This is a genomic window from Wolbachia endosymbiont (group A) of Gastracanthus pulcherrimus, from assembly GCF_964028265.1.
GTDB lineage: Bacteria > Pseudomonadota > Alphaproteobacteria > Rickettsiales > Anaplasmataceae > Wolbachia > Wolbachia pipientis.
Genome location: NZ_OZ034763.1, coordinates 259803 through 275434 on the forward strand (window position 1 = coordinate 259803; position 15632 = coordinate 275434).

Sequence of the window (15632 nt, forward strand, 5' to 3'; positions counted from 1 at the left end):
TTTATTTATAAGTACATTTATATTTGTGGGTAATAGTAAGGAATGACACCGTCTTGGATGGAAACCAGTGTCAGCTACTTTCATGACAGAGGGGGGTGGGATGACAGAAGATGATGGAGTGACAGGGAGTAATACAAAAAGTTTCGTCATCCCCATTGAATCGGCTTTAAAATCGATGTTCAAAGTTGAAATTTCCCTAGAAGATGCGGGAAAAATCAGAAAAGGTCAGGAAGTTGTATTAAATAACTTGCGTAATTTAAAGAATCATGATATTTGTTGTGCGGTGGTGGGTAGTGTACCTGTTGCAATCTGCAGTTTTATTTATGGTTGTGTGAAACCTATTCGTGTTTTTAATATTTAAAATGAGGTTTAGATGTCGATAACATCCGAAAAGAAAAAGAGTTTGATAAATATATATGCAATTAAAGAAGGTGATACAGGCTCATCTTTTGTACAATGTGCAATTTTGACCGAGAGGATCAGTAACTTAACTGAGCATTTTAAAGTGCACAAGCATGACCATCACTCTAAGCGTGGTTTACTTATATTGATAGGTAGAAGACGCAAGCACTTAAATTATATAAAGCGTAAATTTGGTAATGAAGCCTATCAGGAATTAATAGAGAAGTTAGGCATTAGAAAATAATCGAGGAATTTAATATGTTTAAAATTATAAAAAAATCTATAGAGTGGGGTGGTCGTCCCTTATCTTTAGAAACAGGAAAAATAGCACGCCAAGCTCATGGTTCAGTAGTTGTAAATTACGGTGATACTTCTGTTTTAGTAACTGTTGTACGTAAAAAGAAGGAAGAAAGCGTTGATTTCCTACCTTTAAATGTGCAGTTTATCGCAAAAAGCTATGCCATGGGTAAGATCCCTGGCGGGTTTTTTAAAAGAGAAGGCAAGCCATCTGATAGAGAAACTTTAATCTCAAGAGTAATAGATAGAAGTATAAGACCACTATTCCCAGAAGGATTTCATGATGAAATTAGTGTGGTGTGCAATCTATTAACTTATGATACAGTCAATCCTCCTGAAGTGCCAGCATTGATTGGTGCTGTTGCAGCTCTTGCAATTTCTGGTGTTCCCTTTCACTTTACTATAGCTGGAGTGATGGTTGGTTGTGATGAAAATAATAACTATATACTCAACCCTTCTGTTCAAGAGATGAAAGCAAGCAGCTTGGATCTGTTTTTGTCTGGTGATGAAAATTCAATTTTAATGGTTGAATCAGAAGTGAAAGAGCTCTCTGAAGAAAATGTTTTTAATGCAATAAAATTTGGCCATGAACACCTTAAGCCTGTCATTAAGCTCATAAAAGAGTTTGCTGATACAATTGGCAATAAACCTGAGAGCTTTGCCCCTATTGATGCATCAGATATAACACAAGAGCTCGAAAAATACGGTAAAGATTTTGAAAAAGCATATTCGCAAACAGTAAAACAAGAGCGAGTTCAAGCTCTAGAAGCGATCAGAGAGAATATATTGAATACTCTTAAAGAAACTGGAAAAGACGAAAAGTTAATTACGTATGCAGTAAAAAACTTTGAAAGATCTTTAGTACGTGAAATAATTAGGAAGAAAAGTGTAAGGATAGACGGTCGTAAGCATGATGAGATACGTCAGATAGAAGTTGAAGTTGATATTCTGTCCAAAACTCACGGTTCTGCACTATTTACAAGAGGCAATACTCAGGCACTGGTTGTTACTGCTCTTGGCACCACTCAAGATGAGCAAATTGTGGATGATATTGAAGGGGATAGACGTGAGCATTTCATGTTGCATTATAACTTTCCCTCATTTGCTGTTGGAGAAACTTCTGCTGCGCGTGCACCAGGAAGAAGAGAAATCGGTCATGGCAAACTTGCTTGGAAAGCAATTCATCCTGTTTTACCCGATAAGTCTGAATTTCCTTATACAATAAGAGTAGTGTCCGAAATTTTGGAGTCTGATGGTTCTTCTTCTATGGCAACAGTTTGTGGGACTTCTCTTGCTTTAATGGATACGGGTGTGCCAATAAAGGCCCCTGTTGCTGGAATTGCTATGGGTCTCATCAAAGATAAAGACGAGTATGTAATACTTTCCGATATACTTGGTGATGAAGATTATCTTGGGGATATGGACTTTAAAGTAGCAGGAACTAGTGAAGGGGTTACGGCGCTACAAATGGACATGAAAATTTCTGGTATAAGCTTTGAAATTGTTGAAAAATCTTTAGAACAGGCAAAAGCTGGAAGATTACATATTTTAGAAAAAATGAATGCAGTGATTTCAGAACACAGTGATGATGTCAAAGACCATGCACCAAGGATGTTATCATTTTACATAGATAAAGACAAAATTTCTGCTGCTATAGGTTCTAAGGGGAAAAATATACGCAGTGTGTGTGAAAGAAGTAATGCAAAAATTGAAATAGGAGATGATGGTAAAGTTTCTGTTTTTGCTACGAGTGGCACTGAAGCTGAAATTGCAAAGAGTATGATGATTGATTCAATAACAGAACTAGAACAAGGTTCTATAGTTGATGTCAAGGTTGTAAGAATAGAGAAGTCTATTGTAGAGCTTGAATTTCTTAATGGCAGAAAAGGAAAAATGCACATAAGTGAAGTAGCTAATGAACATATAGATTCTATAGAGAGCGTACTTAAACAAGATGATACTTTCAAAGCACTAGTAATTGACTTCGAAAAAGGTGGGTGTCCAAAGTTGTCAAGACGTCGGGTTGATCAAGAGACGGGAGAGTTTTTTGAAGGTGAGCTTTACAACGAGGAAAGGAAAGATGGTCCAAATGACAGGGATAATTATTACAATAATTCATTTAGTAGAAAACCTGGAGGAAGTCACCATAAGAGGCCTCCTCGTCCTCGTTCTGGTTTCAGCAATAGAAATAGGCCGAAATTTGGTAATAATGATTCATCATCAGGTTTTTATTAAGAGTAAACTTCTTGCGTTACCTCTCGTCATTCCAGTGCTTAACACTGGAATGACACCCTTTCTGGTGAAGGTTGTTCTCAAATCACAATGTTAGTACAATTGTGGTGTTAGCTATAGCTAACCCAAGGTATCCGTTCAGCGGAGTGGTAGAATAAGGTAGACAAAGTGATCTAAAAAGATAATCATAGAGCAAAAGTGAGGTAATGTGGTAAACCTTTTAGAACTTTGCAAAAGTTTACAGCAAAAAATAGAAAAACTGAAAGCAGAGATAGAAAACTTAAAAGCAGAAAATAAAGCTTTAAAGATAGAGAACGCTGAATTAAAGGAAAGGCTTGGTTTAAACTCGAAAAATTCATCTCTACCGAGCTCTAAAGAATTGTACAAAACAAAAAAGGACAAGCCAAAAAGCGAAAGGAATGTTGGCGATCAGGTTGGGCATAAAGGAAATTTTCATGCTACAATGGAAGCGGATAAAGTAGTAAAAATAGAGTTGCCTAATATTTGCGAATGCGGAGGAGAGCTTGTAATATGCGAAAAACCTTATGTTCACCAAAAAGTTGATCTTCCGGAAATTAGGCCTTATGTAGTATAGCATTTCTCATAATAGTCCGAACAGGTCATAGGAAGGCAGAATCAACAGCACGACGAAAGGATTCGAATAGAGGAATGTTTTTCCTGGCTCTGTTTTTTATAGCAAACCAATGATGCTCAATTTTGTTGAAATCTGGAGAATAAGGCGGCAGATACAAAATTTCTGCACCAACCCCTTTAGCAAGCTTTATCAGACTTATGAAAAGTAGCATTGTCAAGAATGACAGTCTGTCCAGGTTCCAAGATCGGTGTCAAAAATTGCTCAAACCATCCATTAAAAACATCCATATTACAGTGGCCTTCAAAGGTTAACGGAACAACTATCTTTCTTCCACTTAAGGCTGCAACCATAATGATTCGTTGAGTTTTCTTTCCAGATTTTAAGGCATAAAACCGCTGTCCTTTCTGGCAATATCCGTAGGGGTAGTCTTCGGTGTTATCAATGCCAGACTCATCTATATACACTAAGTTTTTAGGTTCTTTTGTCGCTATAATTTTCAAAAATTCAGCACGTTTTTCTTCGTTTCTTTCCTTGTATCCATATGTCTTTTTTTGCGCGTAAATCCAATTTTTTTAAGGGCTCGATAGATCGTTTGGATACTAACGTTGTTCCAAAGTTTAGCCATTTCCGATAGAGTCTTTCCTCCGTGTTCTCTGGCAAATTTGGCAAAGGTACCCCAGTCGGTAATTTTGTGATTGTAACCCCCATTTCCAAGTTTTTTTGATTGAAAGTCTCCTGTTTCTTTTCTTCTTTGCTGCCACTCCCATAAAGTAGTTCGTCCAATCTTAAATCTTGCTGCCACTGTTTCTCTGCTTTCTCCTTCGTCTAGCGCTTCCATTGCTTTTTTTCTTAAATCATAACTATATGCTGCTGGCATTCAACCTCCTTATCATCATCTACCCTTATCCTATCACATCCGGACTTTTATGGAAAGAGCTATACTTGGTAGAGTTAAATTTCCTGGATCCAAGTAGTCGGCTACTCGGATGACAGAAGAAGGTACTGCCGTCATAAAGGAACCAGTGTCAGCTACTTGGATGATACCTTTTTTCTACTTAGTTTGGGTTATGCAAGAAGTCTATTATAATCAGGCTTTAAGTGTGCGGAAGTAATTTTTTTCGTTAAAGTAAAAAATTTTTTCTATAGCTGATCAAAGTGGGATCAAGAGAAACTTACCACTTTCTTTACAAAGGGTTTGATGTTACCATTTGACTGCCTATTCTGAATTTATTGAATGAACGTTAACATAAAGAATCTAGTTCATGCTTTCTCTAAATTGCCAAGTTTAGGGCCATCATCATCACGCAGGTTAGTTATACATTTACTCCAAAACAAAGAAAAAGTTATGCTACCACTTGCATCTTTGATTAAAGAGCTAGCAGATCTTATAATAGAGTGTGAAGTTTGCGGAAATCTAGATACTAAGTCACCTTGTTCTATTTGTACTAACCCAAAACGTGACACTAAGTTACTGTGTGTAGTAGAAGAATTAGGTGATCTATGGGCGTTTGAAAAAGGAAATATATATTCAGGTTTATACCATGTTTTGGGTGGCAGATTGTCTGCAATAAATGGCATAGGTCCAAAAGAACTCAACCTTGACACTATTCTGAAAAGAGTGACAGAGTCTAAAATTGAAGAGATAATTATCGCAATTAATCCGACATTAGAGGGCCAAGTTACTGCACAATATATAATTGAATTGCTAAAAAATTTGGATGTGAAAATATCACGCCTTGCTTGCGGCATACCAATGGGCGGAGAAATTGACTATCTTGATGAAGGAACGCTGAGGATAGCACTTACTTCAAGACAAGAATATGAGTTAAATATAAAATAAGACATGTGCTTAAAAAAACTTATATCGCTAATAACATTCAAAAAGAAAAAAATAGTGCCACCACTTAAAGTGGTGGCTTGGGAAAATGACCACCTAAACTATAAGCAATTTTCAGGTAAATTCAACACTATAATTAAAACAATTGATCAGTCTTTTACAATAATATCTTTGGAAGGATATGATGGATGGGGCAAGACGTTTTTTTTGAAAGAATGGGTAAAAGAGTTAAAACAGCAAAATGAAATTGCAGCTTATTATAGTGCATGGGATATCAATGCATTGGACCAACCACTGCCTTCTTTTTTAAATTTCCTATTTGAAGATTTATTTGTATCGTATAAAGTAAAAAGAAGTGTTATACAACAGTTCAAGAACATAAACCAAGAGCTATTTTCTCTAAACACACTAGGAAAGCTGATCAGTAAATCTCCACTTGCTATGCTTTCAGTATTTCTTGATGCTGCAAAAGAGGCTGATAAAAAAGACATAGGTTTTGTCTTGAGTGAATTAAGTCTTCTCCAAAGAAGAAAAGAGAGTACTAGAGATTTTAAAACACAGTTAGCGGATGTGGTTAATAAAATCAGAAAAGACAAAAACATTTATATAATGGTGGATAATCTTGATGTGTGCCGTCCTAAATTCGTTGTCGATTTTTTGGAATCTATAAAGTATATGCTTGATGTGGAGGGGCTGGTTTTCATTATTTCTGTAAGTAAAGATAAGAGTAATGTACAAAGAGCAATCAGCACAATACTTGGACCAAATTTTGACCTAAAATCTTTTACTGATCTCTCTTTACATTTGCCAAAACAACCGATAGAAAAATTTACAAAAGAACTATTTGAAAATATTAAATTACCGAAAAAGTCAAAAAATTTGATTGTAGATAGTTTTATATTTTATACAGAAAGCCTGTCACTATCGTTAAAAACAATAGAATACTGCGTAAAAAAAATAAAGCTGTGTCTTCTGAATCACACAAGAGAAGAATTACCTGATCCGAATTTGTTTTCATTTTTGGTAATACTGCAATCGATAAATATTGATATATATGAGGAATTAGGTTTTTCATATCAAAGAGCATTGGAAAAAATTGAAAATGAATATAAATCTTTAGTTCTAAATGGTCAAGAAGAATGGGAAAAACTTAAAACCTCTCTAGAAACTGCTTTTGCAGAGAGGGAGTCAAAAATTAACAAAGCTATAAAGGATATACTATTTTGAAAAGATACCCTACCTTTACATATACAAAGATAGGGTAACATTTGATTAACGCCCTTTTACTATGTCATTACCTTGTTCAAACTTTCTGATTAATTCGCTTACATTGACATTAGATAATTTTTTACCTGCAGATTTGTCATTATGTGAAGCATCAGGTTTACGAAGGTCTTCCTTACTGTTACTCCTAGTAATATTACATCTAACAATGTTTGAATTATTAGACTTATCGCTTACATCTGAAATATTGCTTTTTTCACTACATGAAGACGAATTACTCGACATATTGCCTAAGCTAAAGAGCTTTTTACCTTGATAGATTGGATTCCAATCAAGTGGATTATAAGTTTTTTTGCTAGTCTCAACCTTTTGGTTATTTTGCTGTTTAGGAGAAAAACCAAGTTTTTCTCTTTCTTTCTTGCTTAGCGTTTTGAGAAATTTTACGGTTTCTAATTCATCAGTTGCTTGTACTTTATGTAAATCAAAGCTTTTTTGATGGTTATCCTGCTTAACATTTTCCATCATTTTATCTTTTATTGTTCTATCCTCATCATCAGAAGTGCTGCTACTAATATCACTGATACCACTATCCCCTGAATTGCGGCGTTGTTTGTTAGGAGTGCTATGAATGTTGTCTTCCATGAGTTTTTGCATTGTTGGGCCAAATGTTCTTCCAAGATTGCTACTCACTGTTTTATTACTATCATTTGCTTGAGAATGAGGTACATTTCGCTCAAAAATTGCTTTTATTCCAGCAAATTTAGCTTGGGAAGATTTCGGAGGAACAGGTGGGGCAACCATGCCTTTTGAGTTAACCTTTCCTTCATTTTGAGGAAAAATTTTTGGATTATTTTTTTCTACTGTAGTATTCATTTTTTTACCTCTAAACCTATTAACTAATAAAAGTATAAACTTAGAGGTATTAATTTTGTAATAACAATGCTAATAGATTACCGCAGTTTCAATAAGCATCACCAGAGGATTCTCTATATAATGCTTAAAGGCATTTAAAAACTTTGCTCCGAGTGCCCCATCAACTGCTCTATGGTCAACAGAGAGCGTTACTGTCATTATTTCTGCTATTTCTATTTTCTCATTCATAACAATTGGTTGTTTTTTAGATGCACCAACTGCCATAATGCAAGATTGCGGCGAATTGATTATAGCACTGAAGGCTTTTATACCAAACATCCCTAAGTTGGAGATAGTAAACCCTCCTCCTTGAAACTCTTCAGGTTTCAATTTTCCAGATCTTGCTCTGCTTACTAAATCTTTCACTTCTTTTGATATAGATAAAATACCCTTTTTATCAGCATTTTTTACTATAGGAGTAATTAGCCCATCTTCAAGTGCCACAGCGATTGAAATATCTATATTTGAATATCTCAGTATTTTATTATCTATCCACGAAGAATTTATATCAGGAAATTTTTTCATGCTGAAAGCTGCAGCTTTTATGATTAGATCATTAATTGTTACTTTATTGTTTTCATCTGCTGAGTTAATCTCGTTTTTTAACGATATTAACTTATCAACCTGGCAATCTACAGTTAAATAAAAATGTGGAACATTCTGTTTTGATTCAGTCAGGCGCTGTGCTATCACTTGGCGCATGTTGCTTACTTCAACTATGGTATCTTTCTCAGGACTTTCAGTATGTATACCACTGCCTAAAAACTCCAACACATCAGCCTTAATTATGCGACCATATGGTCCTGTACCTTTTAATTGCTGCACATTAACCCCTTCATTTTGAGCTATTTTCTTAGCTAATGGGCTTATTTTTGTTCTACCTTCTGCATAACCCTCTGTCATCTGAGTAGCTGACACTGGGATCCATTCTTCTTTTCTAGATCCCAGCGTCAAGCACTGGGATGACATTGAGGGGTTGGATTCCAGCGTCACGCGCTGGAATGACACCGAAGAATGACTTATTGGCTTTCCGTTTAAATCTTGGTGTTCTGATTTTTGATTATCAACAGCACTTTTTGTCACTTCCTTTTTAACTGCACTATTGATGGAAGTTGAAGTATAGTTGTTAAGTGGACTTTCATCTTCTCCTTCTTCCAGCATTAAAGCTATTGGTTGATTTACAGGCACGCCACTTGTTCCTTCTGTTACTAAAATTTTTGCTAAAACTCCTTCATCTATAGATTCAAACTCCATTATGGCTTTATCAGTCTCTATCTCAGCAATTACGTCGCCTACTTCAACTTTGTCTTGTTCTTTTTTATGCCACTTTACAATTTTTCCTCCAGTTTTGCTCATTGTCGGTGAAAGAGCAGGCATTAATATTTCTATAGGCATTGATTTTGCATTTAAAGATCTATTCAATTTTTAATTTACTCTTTATCTTATGTCAACCTAATCGTGAATTATGATGAATAAGTCTGTTACACTATCCCTCACGTTATCCCAGTGCGTGACACTGGGATCTTGGTTCAGTACTATTATCCTATTGTTTTTATTATTTAGCCATAGCTTGTTTGCTAACAACTTTGTTTCAACCAAATCAAATAAGATCAACATGAGAACGGGGCCAGGGTTTCACTATCCTGTAAAATGGATATACACTTGCAAAAATCTGCCCCTGAAAGTGATAGAAGAGTTTGAGAGTTGGAAAAAGGTCTGCGATATAGATGAAGACTGCGGATGGATAAAAGGCAATCTTCTTAGTGATAAGCGCTACGCGATTGTAAAAGAAGATACTTATGGATATCAAAAACAGAGTGTAGACAGCAAGATTACTATGAAAATAGACAAGTTTGTTGTGATGAAGATAGAAAAATGCAACGAAGAATGGTGCTTTCTTTCCACCCCAAAACGCAAAGCATGGGTACAAAAAAAACATATATATGGGGTTGATTAGGTTGACAGAAGATCTGAATTAACACTAGTTTCTGGGCCTTCTGTAGCATGCTCTTCAGATGAAGCAGAGGGTTCTTGAGGCTCTGGAGACTGTACAGGGTTATCACAGAAACTCCTTAACATCTCCTCAGCGGATGAATCTAAAATTTGTACAATAGACTTTTCACTCTGCTCTTTTAGCGATTGATCCACTCTAGAAATCAACTCAGAAAACTCGCTACCTGATTTTTCAGCTTCATTTTTTATTTTACTTTCTACGCTTGCAATATTGCCTTGTTCAATTTCTTCTTTTGTTATGTTGAACGAATTTGCAGCATCTTGATATCCAATCTTGCAATTTCCACAACCAATTATGCAAAAAGCAATAGAATTAGATATTTCGCTTGCAGCCCACTTATGTATAGCGTAAGCCAAATAATTGTCATGGTATTTAATGCTAAATTGTTGTTCTATTAGCTCAGAAATTTTATTCTTTAGAGACATAAAGTACCCTCCTTACATTCGTTATACCTTTTTGTTAAGATACAGCAATTACACCATTTACTACATGCTTTACTTTAATTAATTATTAAAACGAGAGCATAATTTTCAGAGTTATATCTTTTTACCTTAACAATTCTTTTTTGAGTTCCTCTTTAATTATCCCACTTATATTCACGTTAAGATCCCCTACCCAAAAATCAGTCATAGTTTCAAGATCGTATAGATCCTCTATTACTTTTTTAATAGCAGCATTTATTTCTTCTTCGTCAAATTCCTTTATAATAGGTCTAATCTTCACATACCCTGGAGAGCCTTTACCATAAATTCCTTTGCTTTTATTAATGCAGCCACCTGCACCAGATCTACTGCTTCTCAAACCACTTCCACACTCTACTGTTTCATACTTGATTTCACCATTTTCTATATATGCTATTTGATTGTCTTGTGTAGACTCCAGTTTATCTGCCTTTACAATTTTCTCCTCTAGCTTTAAATCTTGCTTATGAATTACTGTTTCCTCATAACCCTTACCACCGTATGTTCTATACTCACCTCCACCTGCAACAGTAATCAGTTGCTGGCAATGTTGCTTCTGCGAATTGCACATTTCTATGAAAACAGGTCCCCCGTCCTTATCTGAGAGGTTACTTTCCTGGTTACCCCCTCCCTCTGTGACTTGCACCTTAATTATAGGATAATTAGGATCGATTTTCAGTTTAGCTTTAATATAATCTCCTGGCATCCCTACTCTGCTTTCAGTAGAATGGCATTTTTGATTGTCACAGCCACTACCTTGTATATGACCTGCTTCACCACTTCCCCACGCTTCTATTTTAATACGATCAAATTTTATTGATAAGTCATCTGTATAAACATCTTTATTTTTATGATCATAGGATTTTTCATTATTTTTTTCAAGATCTGGTTTCTTATTTTTCAGATGTTCCTTGATTATCTCTTTTAATTTTTCTTTTAATTTCTTTTTGAGACCTTCTAAATCGAACCTACACAATTTATCAGCGTAAAAGACCTCCGTTCTGTTTGCTTTAATTGGTGCTTCTTGTTGTGTGACAACGCCATTTGTATTTTGTGAAATCTTTGTATAAAAAGGTTGAGTGTTTTCTTTGTCTACATATCGTGTTGAACGGCTGCATGTTCCAGTAAAGCAGATACAACCATCATCACCTTGATTACATTTTTCTCTATGCTCTACATCCGTCAATTTGTATACTACTTTCAGTCCTTTACTAGATTTAAATGTATCGTCTATCTCATCATTTCTTTTTACACAGTAACTGCATTCTCCCTTCTTCTGCTCATTTTCATCAGGGAAGAAAACATACTCTTGCTTATTAAATATTATTTTATCCAACCTCTCTTGAGTTTCTTTCAAAGGGTAAACTATTTCCTTGCTTGGAAGATAATAGAACTGATTTGATTCCTTGGAGTAAACAGCATTGTATTTAGTATATCTTGTTCCCATTAATTTTAGTGGTATTATTTTATTTTCTCTTTTAAGAACAAACTCCTCTGGTTCTGGCTGCCATCCAGAAAGACAAAGCATTTTACTGTTAGAATTTCCTTTATACTTTACTTCTATTTCCGGCTGCCCAGAGTTATTAAATTCACATTGAATAGATTTGTCTTTTAACTTTTTCTCAAAATCATTAAAACTATAAAAACTTCCGCCTTTAGAACATTTAATTTGCACATCAGGAACATAGCCATATTCTTTCAGAACTTTAAATTGTTGCGGATTACTTTCTAATATACCTTCTATAATATTATCAATATTACTATCAGTTGTTTTTGCTACTATTGCTGGTTTTACTACTTTTAAAGATAGGGGGCCAATGTTTATAGGATGGTTGAGGTCAGTATTAACATTAAAAGTACAGGAACCATTACTATAGGTTCCATGTGCTTTAGCACAAGTGCTCTCACTCATCTTCATTTCTACTTTCAATGTATTTTTATTTACTATCTCCACTATCTCAGGTTCTGGAGCAGGTGGTGCAGGAAAACAGCGGACGAACTGTGGATTTTGTTCATTTATACTTTGAGTTCCAAGGTATTCAGCACAGAGCTGGCCCTTTTTTCTATAGGTTTTGAAGTAGTACGTGATGCCATCTTTGTCTAAAATAGAGCGCCACTCAGCTTTATTTTCTCCATACCCTTTAGGGAAATCTAATTTTTCTCCAATCTCTCCGTCTCTTCCTTTCAGATCACCAATGATTACCTTAACCTTAGGATTAAAGTAATCATTGTCTTTATCTGTTATAGGAACAATTCTAACTTGTGGAGGTGAAATTGCAAGTTGCTCGCAAAATGGAGGGGGACTAGGTGCAAGTGGCACGGGAGCACATTTTACTGCCGTTTGGTAGCAGGTATCACAGACTTTTTCCATCTCCCCAGGACGAAAAATATTCTCATCCGAAAATACTCTAGAACCCCATGAAGAAGTTCCTGACATACAAGCCCCTTTTTGACTGCAAGCACATATTTTAGGAGAGTTAGCGAATCTTCTTTTTTCCTCATCAGTAACACCGTTTGCCCATTCCCATTTAAGACCCCGAGCAATTTCTCCTCCAGCTTTTGTTTTATCCCCTTCCCAATCAATAAAAGCTGCAGCAGAAACTCCAGCTCCTGTACCTTGCGTTCCATATATCTTGCGGCAGGATTCCCCACTTTGTAAGTCATAACAATAACTTTGTCCATCATAAGCACATACTCTAATTTTGGGATTAAAGTAACCATCAACTCCTTGATCTTTTATTGCTTGCACCTTAATTTCCTTTACCCAATCTCCACCAACTATTGCTTCCAACCAAGTATTACTTTCTACAAATGTTGGACAATCAGCATATCCTTGATACGAAAGACCAAGTATCAAAAAAAATATCAATAAGAAATTAAGCCTTACACTTCTCATAAAATACCGGTAACCACTCATTAACTTCTTCTCCTTTTTCCTTTATTGCCTCGTACATATACTTTATCGTCTCTTTGTTAGCTGAAAGTACATGTATTTCTTGCATATTCTTTAAATCTAAATTTAAAGTTACTAATCCTTTATACTGTTTTATCAAAAATAAACCTTCCTGCGTTGGCGTCTGCAGAATTATATTCAGCTCCTCTTTTGATAAAGAAAATGCTTTCATGTATAATCTATTTGCATTGACGTTCGGCATCAAGATTCTTGTATCAACATGTTTATCTAAATATTGAGTAAATTTGCTAGCAAATGCGAGATTTAAATTTTCAGTACTTAGGATTACTACAACATTTAGTTCCGTCATTCTTTGCATCCAGTTATCAAACTCTTTCTCTGTAGGAAAAATATTACTTATCTCCCATGCTTCATCCAAAACAAGTATTGCAGGCGAGCCATCACATTTTGCCTCAAAAGAATATAAAAAATAGTAAAGTATCACGGACATACATTCCTTTTGTTTTGTAAGGTTTGCGGTGTTGAGAGATATAATTTTTGTTTCCCAGTCAATATCTGATTCATTACCATCTTGAAATAAGTAAGCAAAGTCACCATCGTCACACCATCTACTTATCTTACCCCCAAGGAGCAAGAGCACCTCAGAAATTTGTGAAATAGAACGTGATTCCTTGGGTATAGCAAATATAGAATCCACAATTTTTCTTATCTTTTCTTCTACGTCCACCAAGCTCGTATCGGCTACCATTCTTCTGATCAGTTCAACCAACATATTGCGATTGGAAGCACTATCTTCAATGTTTAGTGGATTAAATTTTAGGCTTTTGTCCTTATATTTTGGATCGATTATGTAATATTTACCACTCACTGCTTTAGTAAAAATTATTGATTTTCCAGTGTTATCCAATATGACAATTCTTGGGTTAAACTTTCTTGATTCTGATAATAGAAAATTAATGAGTGAAGTTCTGCCTGAATTTGGAGCTCCGAGTATCGTAGTATGGCCATTATTTCTTTTTCCATGAAAATTAAAGAAGTAAGGATTTCCTTTTTTTGAGAAAAAAATCATTACCGCTTCTTTCCACCTTCTTCCTTTTAATGTACCTGACGTAAAATCGTGCAGCATAGCAAAGCTGCAAGCGTATTTTGTTAAGATATTTTTCGGTTGCGTAATAAAAGCAAAATTGCCTGGAAGTTGTGCCCAAAAATGACTTTCCATATGTAAATCAGTTCTAAACATCATGAAGCCAACTAATGACATTATAGAAGATAAATCACTAATACTTTCAGCTAACTTATTCCTATCATCTGCAAATATTGTAAAAATAATTTTCTGTTGGCAGAAGTCTATACTAGAGGTCTTTTCAAGCTCTATTATTTCTTCAATTCCTGAGCTTTTAAGTAAGGTATTATCCTCACTAATTTGCAGCATGTTGATTTGTTTTTTAAATTCTTTTATTGCTTTGTTATTACTAGTAAATATCATTATTTCTGTAATGATAAATTCAGATTCAAGCTGCAAGCATCTATCTATATTACCTAAAGAGATTTCCCGGTATTCTTTTATGCTGAAAATAGAGCCAAATTTCTGTTGATTTTCAAATATTGTTTGAAACGTATTGAAACCAAAAGCTATTTTAAAATTTCTAATATATTGCGACAGGTCCCTTTCATGTATTGGATAATCTTTGTGCGTTAATGTAACAATATAGTGGAGAAATTCTATCATTTCAGAATATATTTTACCTTCACTAAACCTTAGACTCAGTTTTTTAGCTCCAAAAGGTCCTAAATCATTTTGAATTACGTCAGTTATCTTTTGCAACTCCTGATGGCTTTCTTGTAAAGACAACTTATGCTTATTCTTTATTCTATTGAAAAAAAACGAATTATTAGTATGCTTGCCAAAATCGCTAAACAATATTACAATGTATAGTTCATTTATATACTGTAATTTACTATCAGTTAGTTTATTAAACCACGTTGAATGTAGGTTGTCAGAGAAGTCTTCAGTTTTATTCCATTTCAAGCTCAGTTTATTGCGCTTTCTAACGGTATGAATCCAAACGGTAAAATACAGGCTATTAATATTTTTTGATATGCTTTTTCTAATTTCAGTTCTGAGGTCGCTGTAGTTATCAACAGAAGAATAATCTTCTAACTTGATTATTTTTAACAATTCTCCCTGTTTTGTTAGTATGGTTTCTTCATCGTAATGACAAGCATAAGGAACAAAATCTAAATCAATGCTTTCTAGTAATGCTAAGTTGTTCTTTTTTTTAAGCTTAGAGTTAACTGTTGGTACTTTTAACTGCATATGCGTATTCAATAAAGATAATTAAAAAAGATAAAAATACTATCTTAATTTTTATCTTTTTTTTCGCTATCGGATTGTAATTTTATATCTTTTGCAAAGTTAAATTTTTCTTTTAAGTAGTCTGTTGCCTTTTCTGTACTACCGAACACCAGGACCAGTACACCAAACATTATCATAAAAAAGATTAGACCTCTGAACACTACTGCAAGTATCACTGCAGCTATACACAACCCTATGATTGTTGAAGGACTCATATTTTCTACAGTATCTTTAACTGAAAATGAAGAAATAAAATTTTTTACCGTTTCTTGTATACCCTTTAATTCATCACTCGCCGAACTTGCTTCGCTAGAATATGATGCAAAAATGAAACTTAATAAGGCTATAAAAACCAAAACTTTATTCAATTGAATGCGCATCAACTAAA

12 protein-coding genes and 2 pseudogenes are annotated in these 15632 nt (G+C 34.8%); 7 read left to right on the forward strand and 7 right to left on the reverse strand.

What is annotated here, in order from left to right:
- The first annotated feature begins 67 nt into the window (after positions 1-67).
- From ABWU47_RS01370 to ABWU47_RS01385, 4 genes and pseudogenes are all read left to right on the forward strand, one after another.
- Positions 68-361 (forward strand): hypothetical protein, encoded by a 294-nt coding sequence (locus tag ABWU47_RS01370; protein WP_353285721.1) that lies wholly within the window; start codon positions 68-70, stop codon positions 359-361.
- Positions 362-373: 12 nt separating this feature from the next.
- Positions 374-646 carry a 30S ribosomal protein S15 gene (rpsO, locus tag ABWU47_RS01375; RefSeq protein WP_353285722.1) on the forward strand — a complete coding sequence of 91 codons (273 nt, stop codon included), beginning with the start codon at positions 374-376 and terminating at the stop codon, positions 644-646.
- A 14-nt stretch (positions 647-660) separates the two neighbouring features.
- Positions 661-2934, forward strand: a complete 2274-nt coding sequence (gene pnp, locus ABWU47_RS01380; RefSeq protein WP_077188412.1) for a polyribonucleotide nucleotidyltransferase — start codon at positions 661-663, stop codon at positions 2932-2934.
- A gap of 205 nt (positions 2935-3139) precedes the next feature.
- Positions 3140-3523, forward strand: a pseudogene (locus ABWU47_RS01385) (DUF6444 domain-containing protein); the annotation flags it as partial.
- A gap of 28 nt (positions 3524-3551) precedes the next feature.
- Here ABWU47_RS01385 and ABWU47_RS01390 read toward each other — a convergent pair.
- Positions 3552-4403: pseudogene (locus ABWU47_RS01390) on the reverse strand (IS630 family transposase).
- Between the two features lie 357 nt (positions 4404-4760).
- Between ABWU47_RS01390 and recR the strand changes: the two are divergent.
- Positions 4761-5366, forward strand: coding sequence for a recombination mediator RecR (gene recR, locus ABWU47_RS01395; protein ID WP_010963080.1), 606 nt, complete (start codon positions 4761-4763; stop codon positions 5364-5366).
- Positions 5367-5369: 3 nt separating this feature from the next.
- Positions 5370-6590 carry a P-loop NTPase fold protein gene (locus tag ABWU47_RS01400; protein WP_077190565.1) on the forward strand — a complete coding sequence of 407 codons (1221 nt, stop codon included), beginning with the start codon at positions 5370-5372 and terminating at the stop codon, positions 6588-6590.
- Positions 6591-6635: 45 nt separating this feature from the next.
- Here ABWU47_RS01400 and ABWU47_RS01405 read toward each other — a convergent pair whose 3' ends face one another.
- A complete protein-coding gene (locus ABWU47_RS01405; RefSeq protein ID WP_006280062.1) occupies positions 6636-7460 on the reverse strand; it encodes a hypothetical protein in 825 nt (274 codons plus the stop codon).
- 69 nt (positions 7461-7529) lie between these two features.
- Positions 7530-8894: a pyruvate dehydrogenase complex dihydrolipoamide acetyltransferase gene (locus tag ABWU47_RS01410; RefSeq protein ID WP_077188411.1), complete on the reverse strand. Its 1365-nt coding sequence runs from the start codon at positions 8892-8894 to the stop codon at positions 7530-7532.
- Between the two features lie 70 nt (positions 8895-8964).
- On the opposite strand from ABWU47_RS01410, the gene ABWU47_RS01415 reads away from it, so the two are divergent.
- The gene (locus ABWU47_RS01415; protein ID WP_007551030.1) at positions 8965-9456 is read left to right on the forward strand and encodes an SH3 domain-containing protein; all 492 of its coding nucleotides are present in this window, start codon (positions 8965-8967) and stop codon (positions 9454-9456) included.
- Here ABWU47_RS01415 and ABWU47_RS01420 read toward each other — a convergent pair.
- The 4 genes from ABWU47_RS01420 to ABWU47_RS01435 form a co-directional block, all read right to left on the reverse strand.
- A complete protein-coding gene (locus ABWU47_RS01420) occupies positions 9453-9938 on the reverse strand; it encodes a hypothetical protein (protein WP_006280057.1) in 486 nt (161 codons plus the stop codon). The two genes, ABWU47_RS01415 and ABWU47_RS01420, sit on opposite strands and share 4 nt — an antisense overlap.
- Positions 9939-10059: 121 nt before the next feature.
- Positions 10060-12870, reverse strand: a complete 2811-nt coding sequence (locus ABWU47_RS01425) for a hypothetical protein (RefSeq protein ID WP_353285723.1) — start codon at positions 12868-12870, stop codon at positions 10060-10062.
- Complete coding sequence (locus ABWU47_RS01430) at positions 12851-15205, reverse strand: type VI secretion protein (RefSeq protein ID WP_077188410.1); 2355 nt, start codon at positions 15203-15205, stop codon at positions 12851-12853. Before ABWU47_RS01430 ends, ABWU47_RS01425 begins: the two co-directional genes overlap by 20 nt.
- A 44-nt stretch (positions 15206-15249) precedes the next feature.
- On the reverse strand, positions 15250-15624 hold the full coding sequence (locus tag ABWU47_RS01435; protein WP_006279398.1) for a hypothetical protein: 375 nt from the start codon (positions 15622-15624) through the stop codon (positions 15250-15252).
- Positions 15625-15632: the final 8 nt, after the last annotated feature.

Bases quoted from the DNA above. Each gene is read 5' to 3' on its own strand.
- pnp (WP_077188412.1), top strand. From the start codon at position 661: ATGTTTAAAATTATAAAAAAATCTATAGAGTGGGGTGGTCGTCCCTTA.
- ABWU47_RS01425 (WP_353285723.1), bottom strand. From the start codon at position 12,870: ATGAGAAGTGTAAGGCTTAATTTCTTATTGATATTTTTTTTGATACTT.
- ABWU47_RS01405 (WP_006280062.1), bottom strand. From the start codon at position 7,460: ATGAATACTACAGTAGAAAAAAATAATCCAAAAATTTTTCCTCAAAAT.
- ABWU47_RS01420 (WP_006280057.1), bottom strand. From the start codon at position 9,938: ATGTCTCTAAAGAATAAAATTTCTGAGCTAATAGAACAACAATTTAGC.
- ABWU47_RS01435 (WP_006279398.1), bottom strand. From the start codon at position 15,624: ATGCGCATTCAATTGAATAAAGTTTTGGTTTTTATAGCCTTATTAAGT.
- ABWU47_RS01430 (WP_077188410.1), bottom strand. From the start codon at position 15,205: ATGCAGTTAAAAGTACCAACAGTTAACTCTAAGCTTAAAAAAAAGAAC.
- rpsO (WP_353285722.1), top strand. From the start codon at position 374: ATGTCGATAACATCCGAAAAGAAAAAGAGTTTGATAAATATATATGCA.
- ABWU47_RS01400 (WP_077190565.1), top strand. From the start codon at position 5,370: ATGTGCTTAAAAAAACTTATATCGCTAATAACATTCAAAAAGAAAAAA.
- recR (WP_010963080.1), top strand. From the start codon at position 4,761: ATGAACGTTAACATAAAGAATCTAGTTCATGCTTTCTCTAAATTGCCA.
- ABWU47_RS01415 (WP_007551030.1), top strand. From the start codon at position 8,965: ATGATGAATAAGTCTGTTACACTATCCCTCACGTTATCCCAGTGCGTG.
- ABWU47_RS01410 (WP_077188411.1), bottom strand. From the start codon at position 8,894: ATGCCTATAGAAATATTAATGCCTGCTCTTTCACCGACAATGAGCAAA.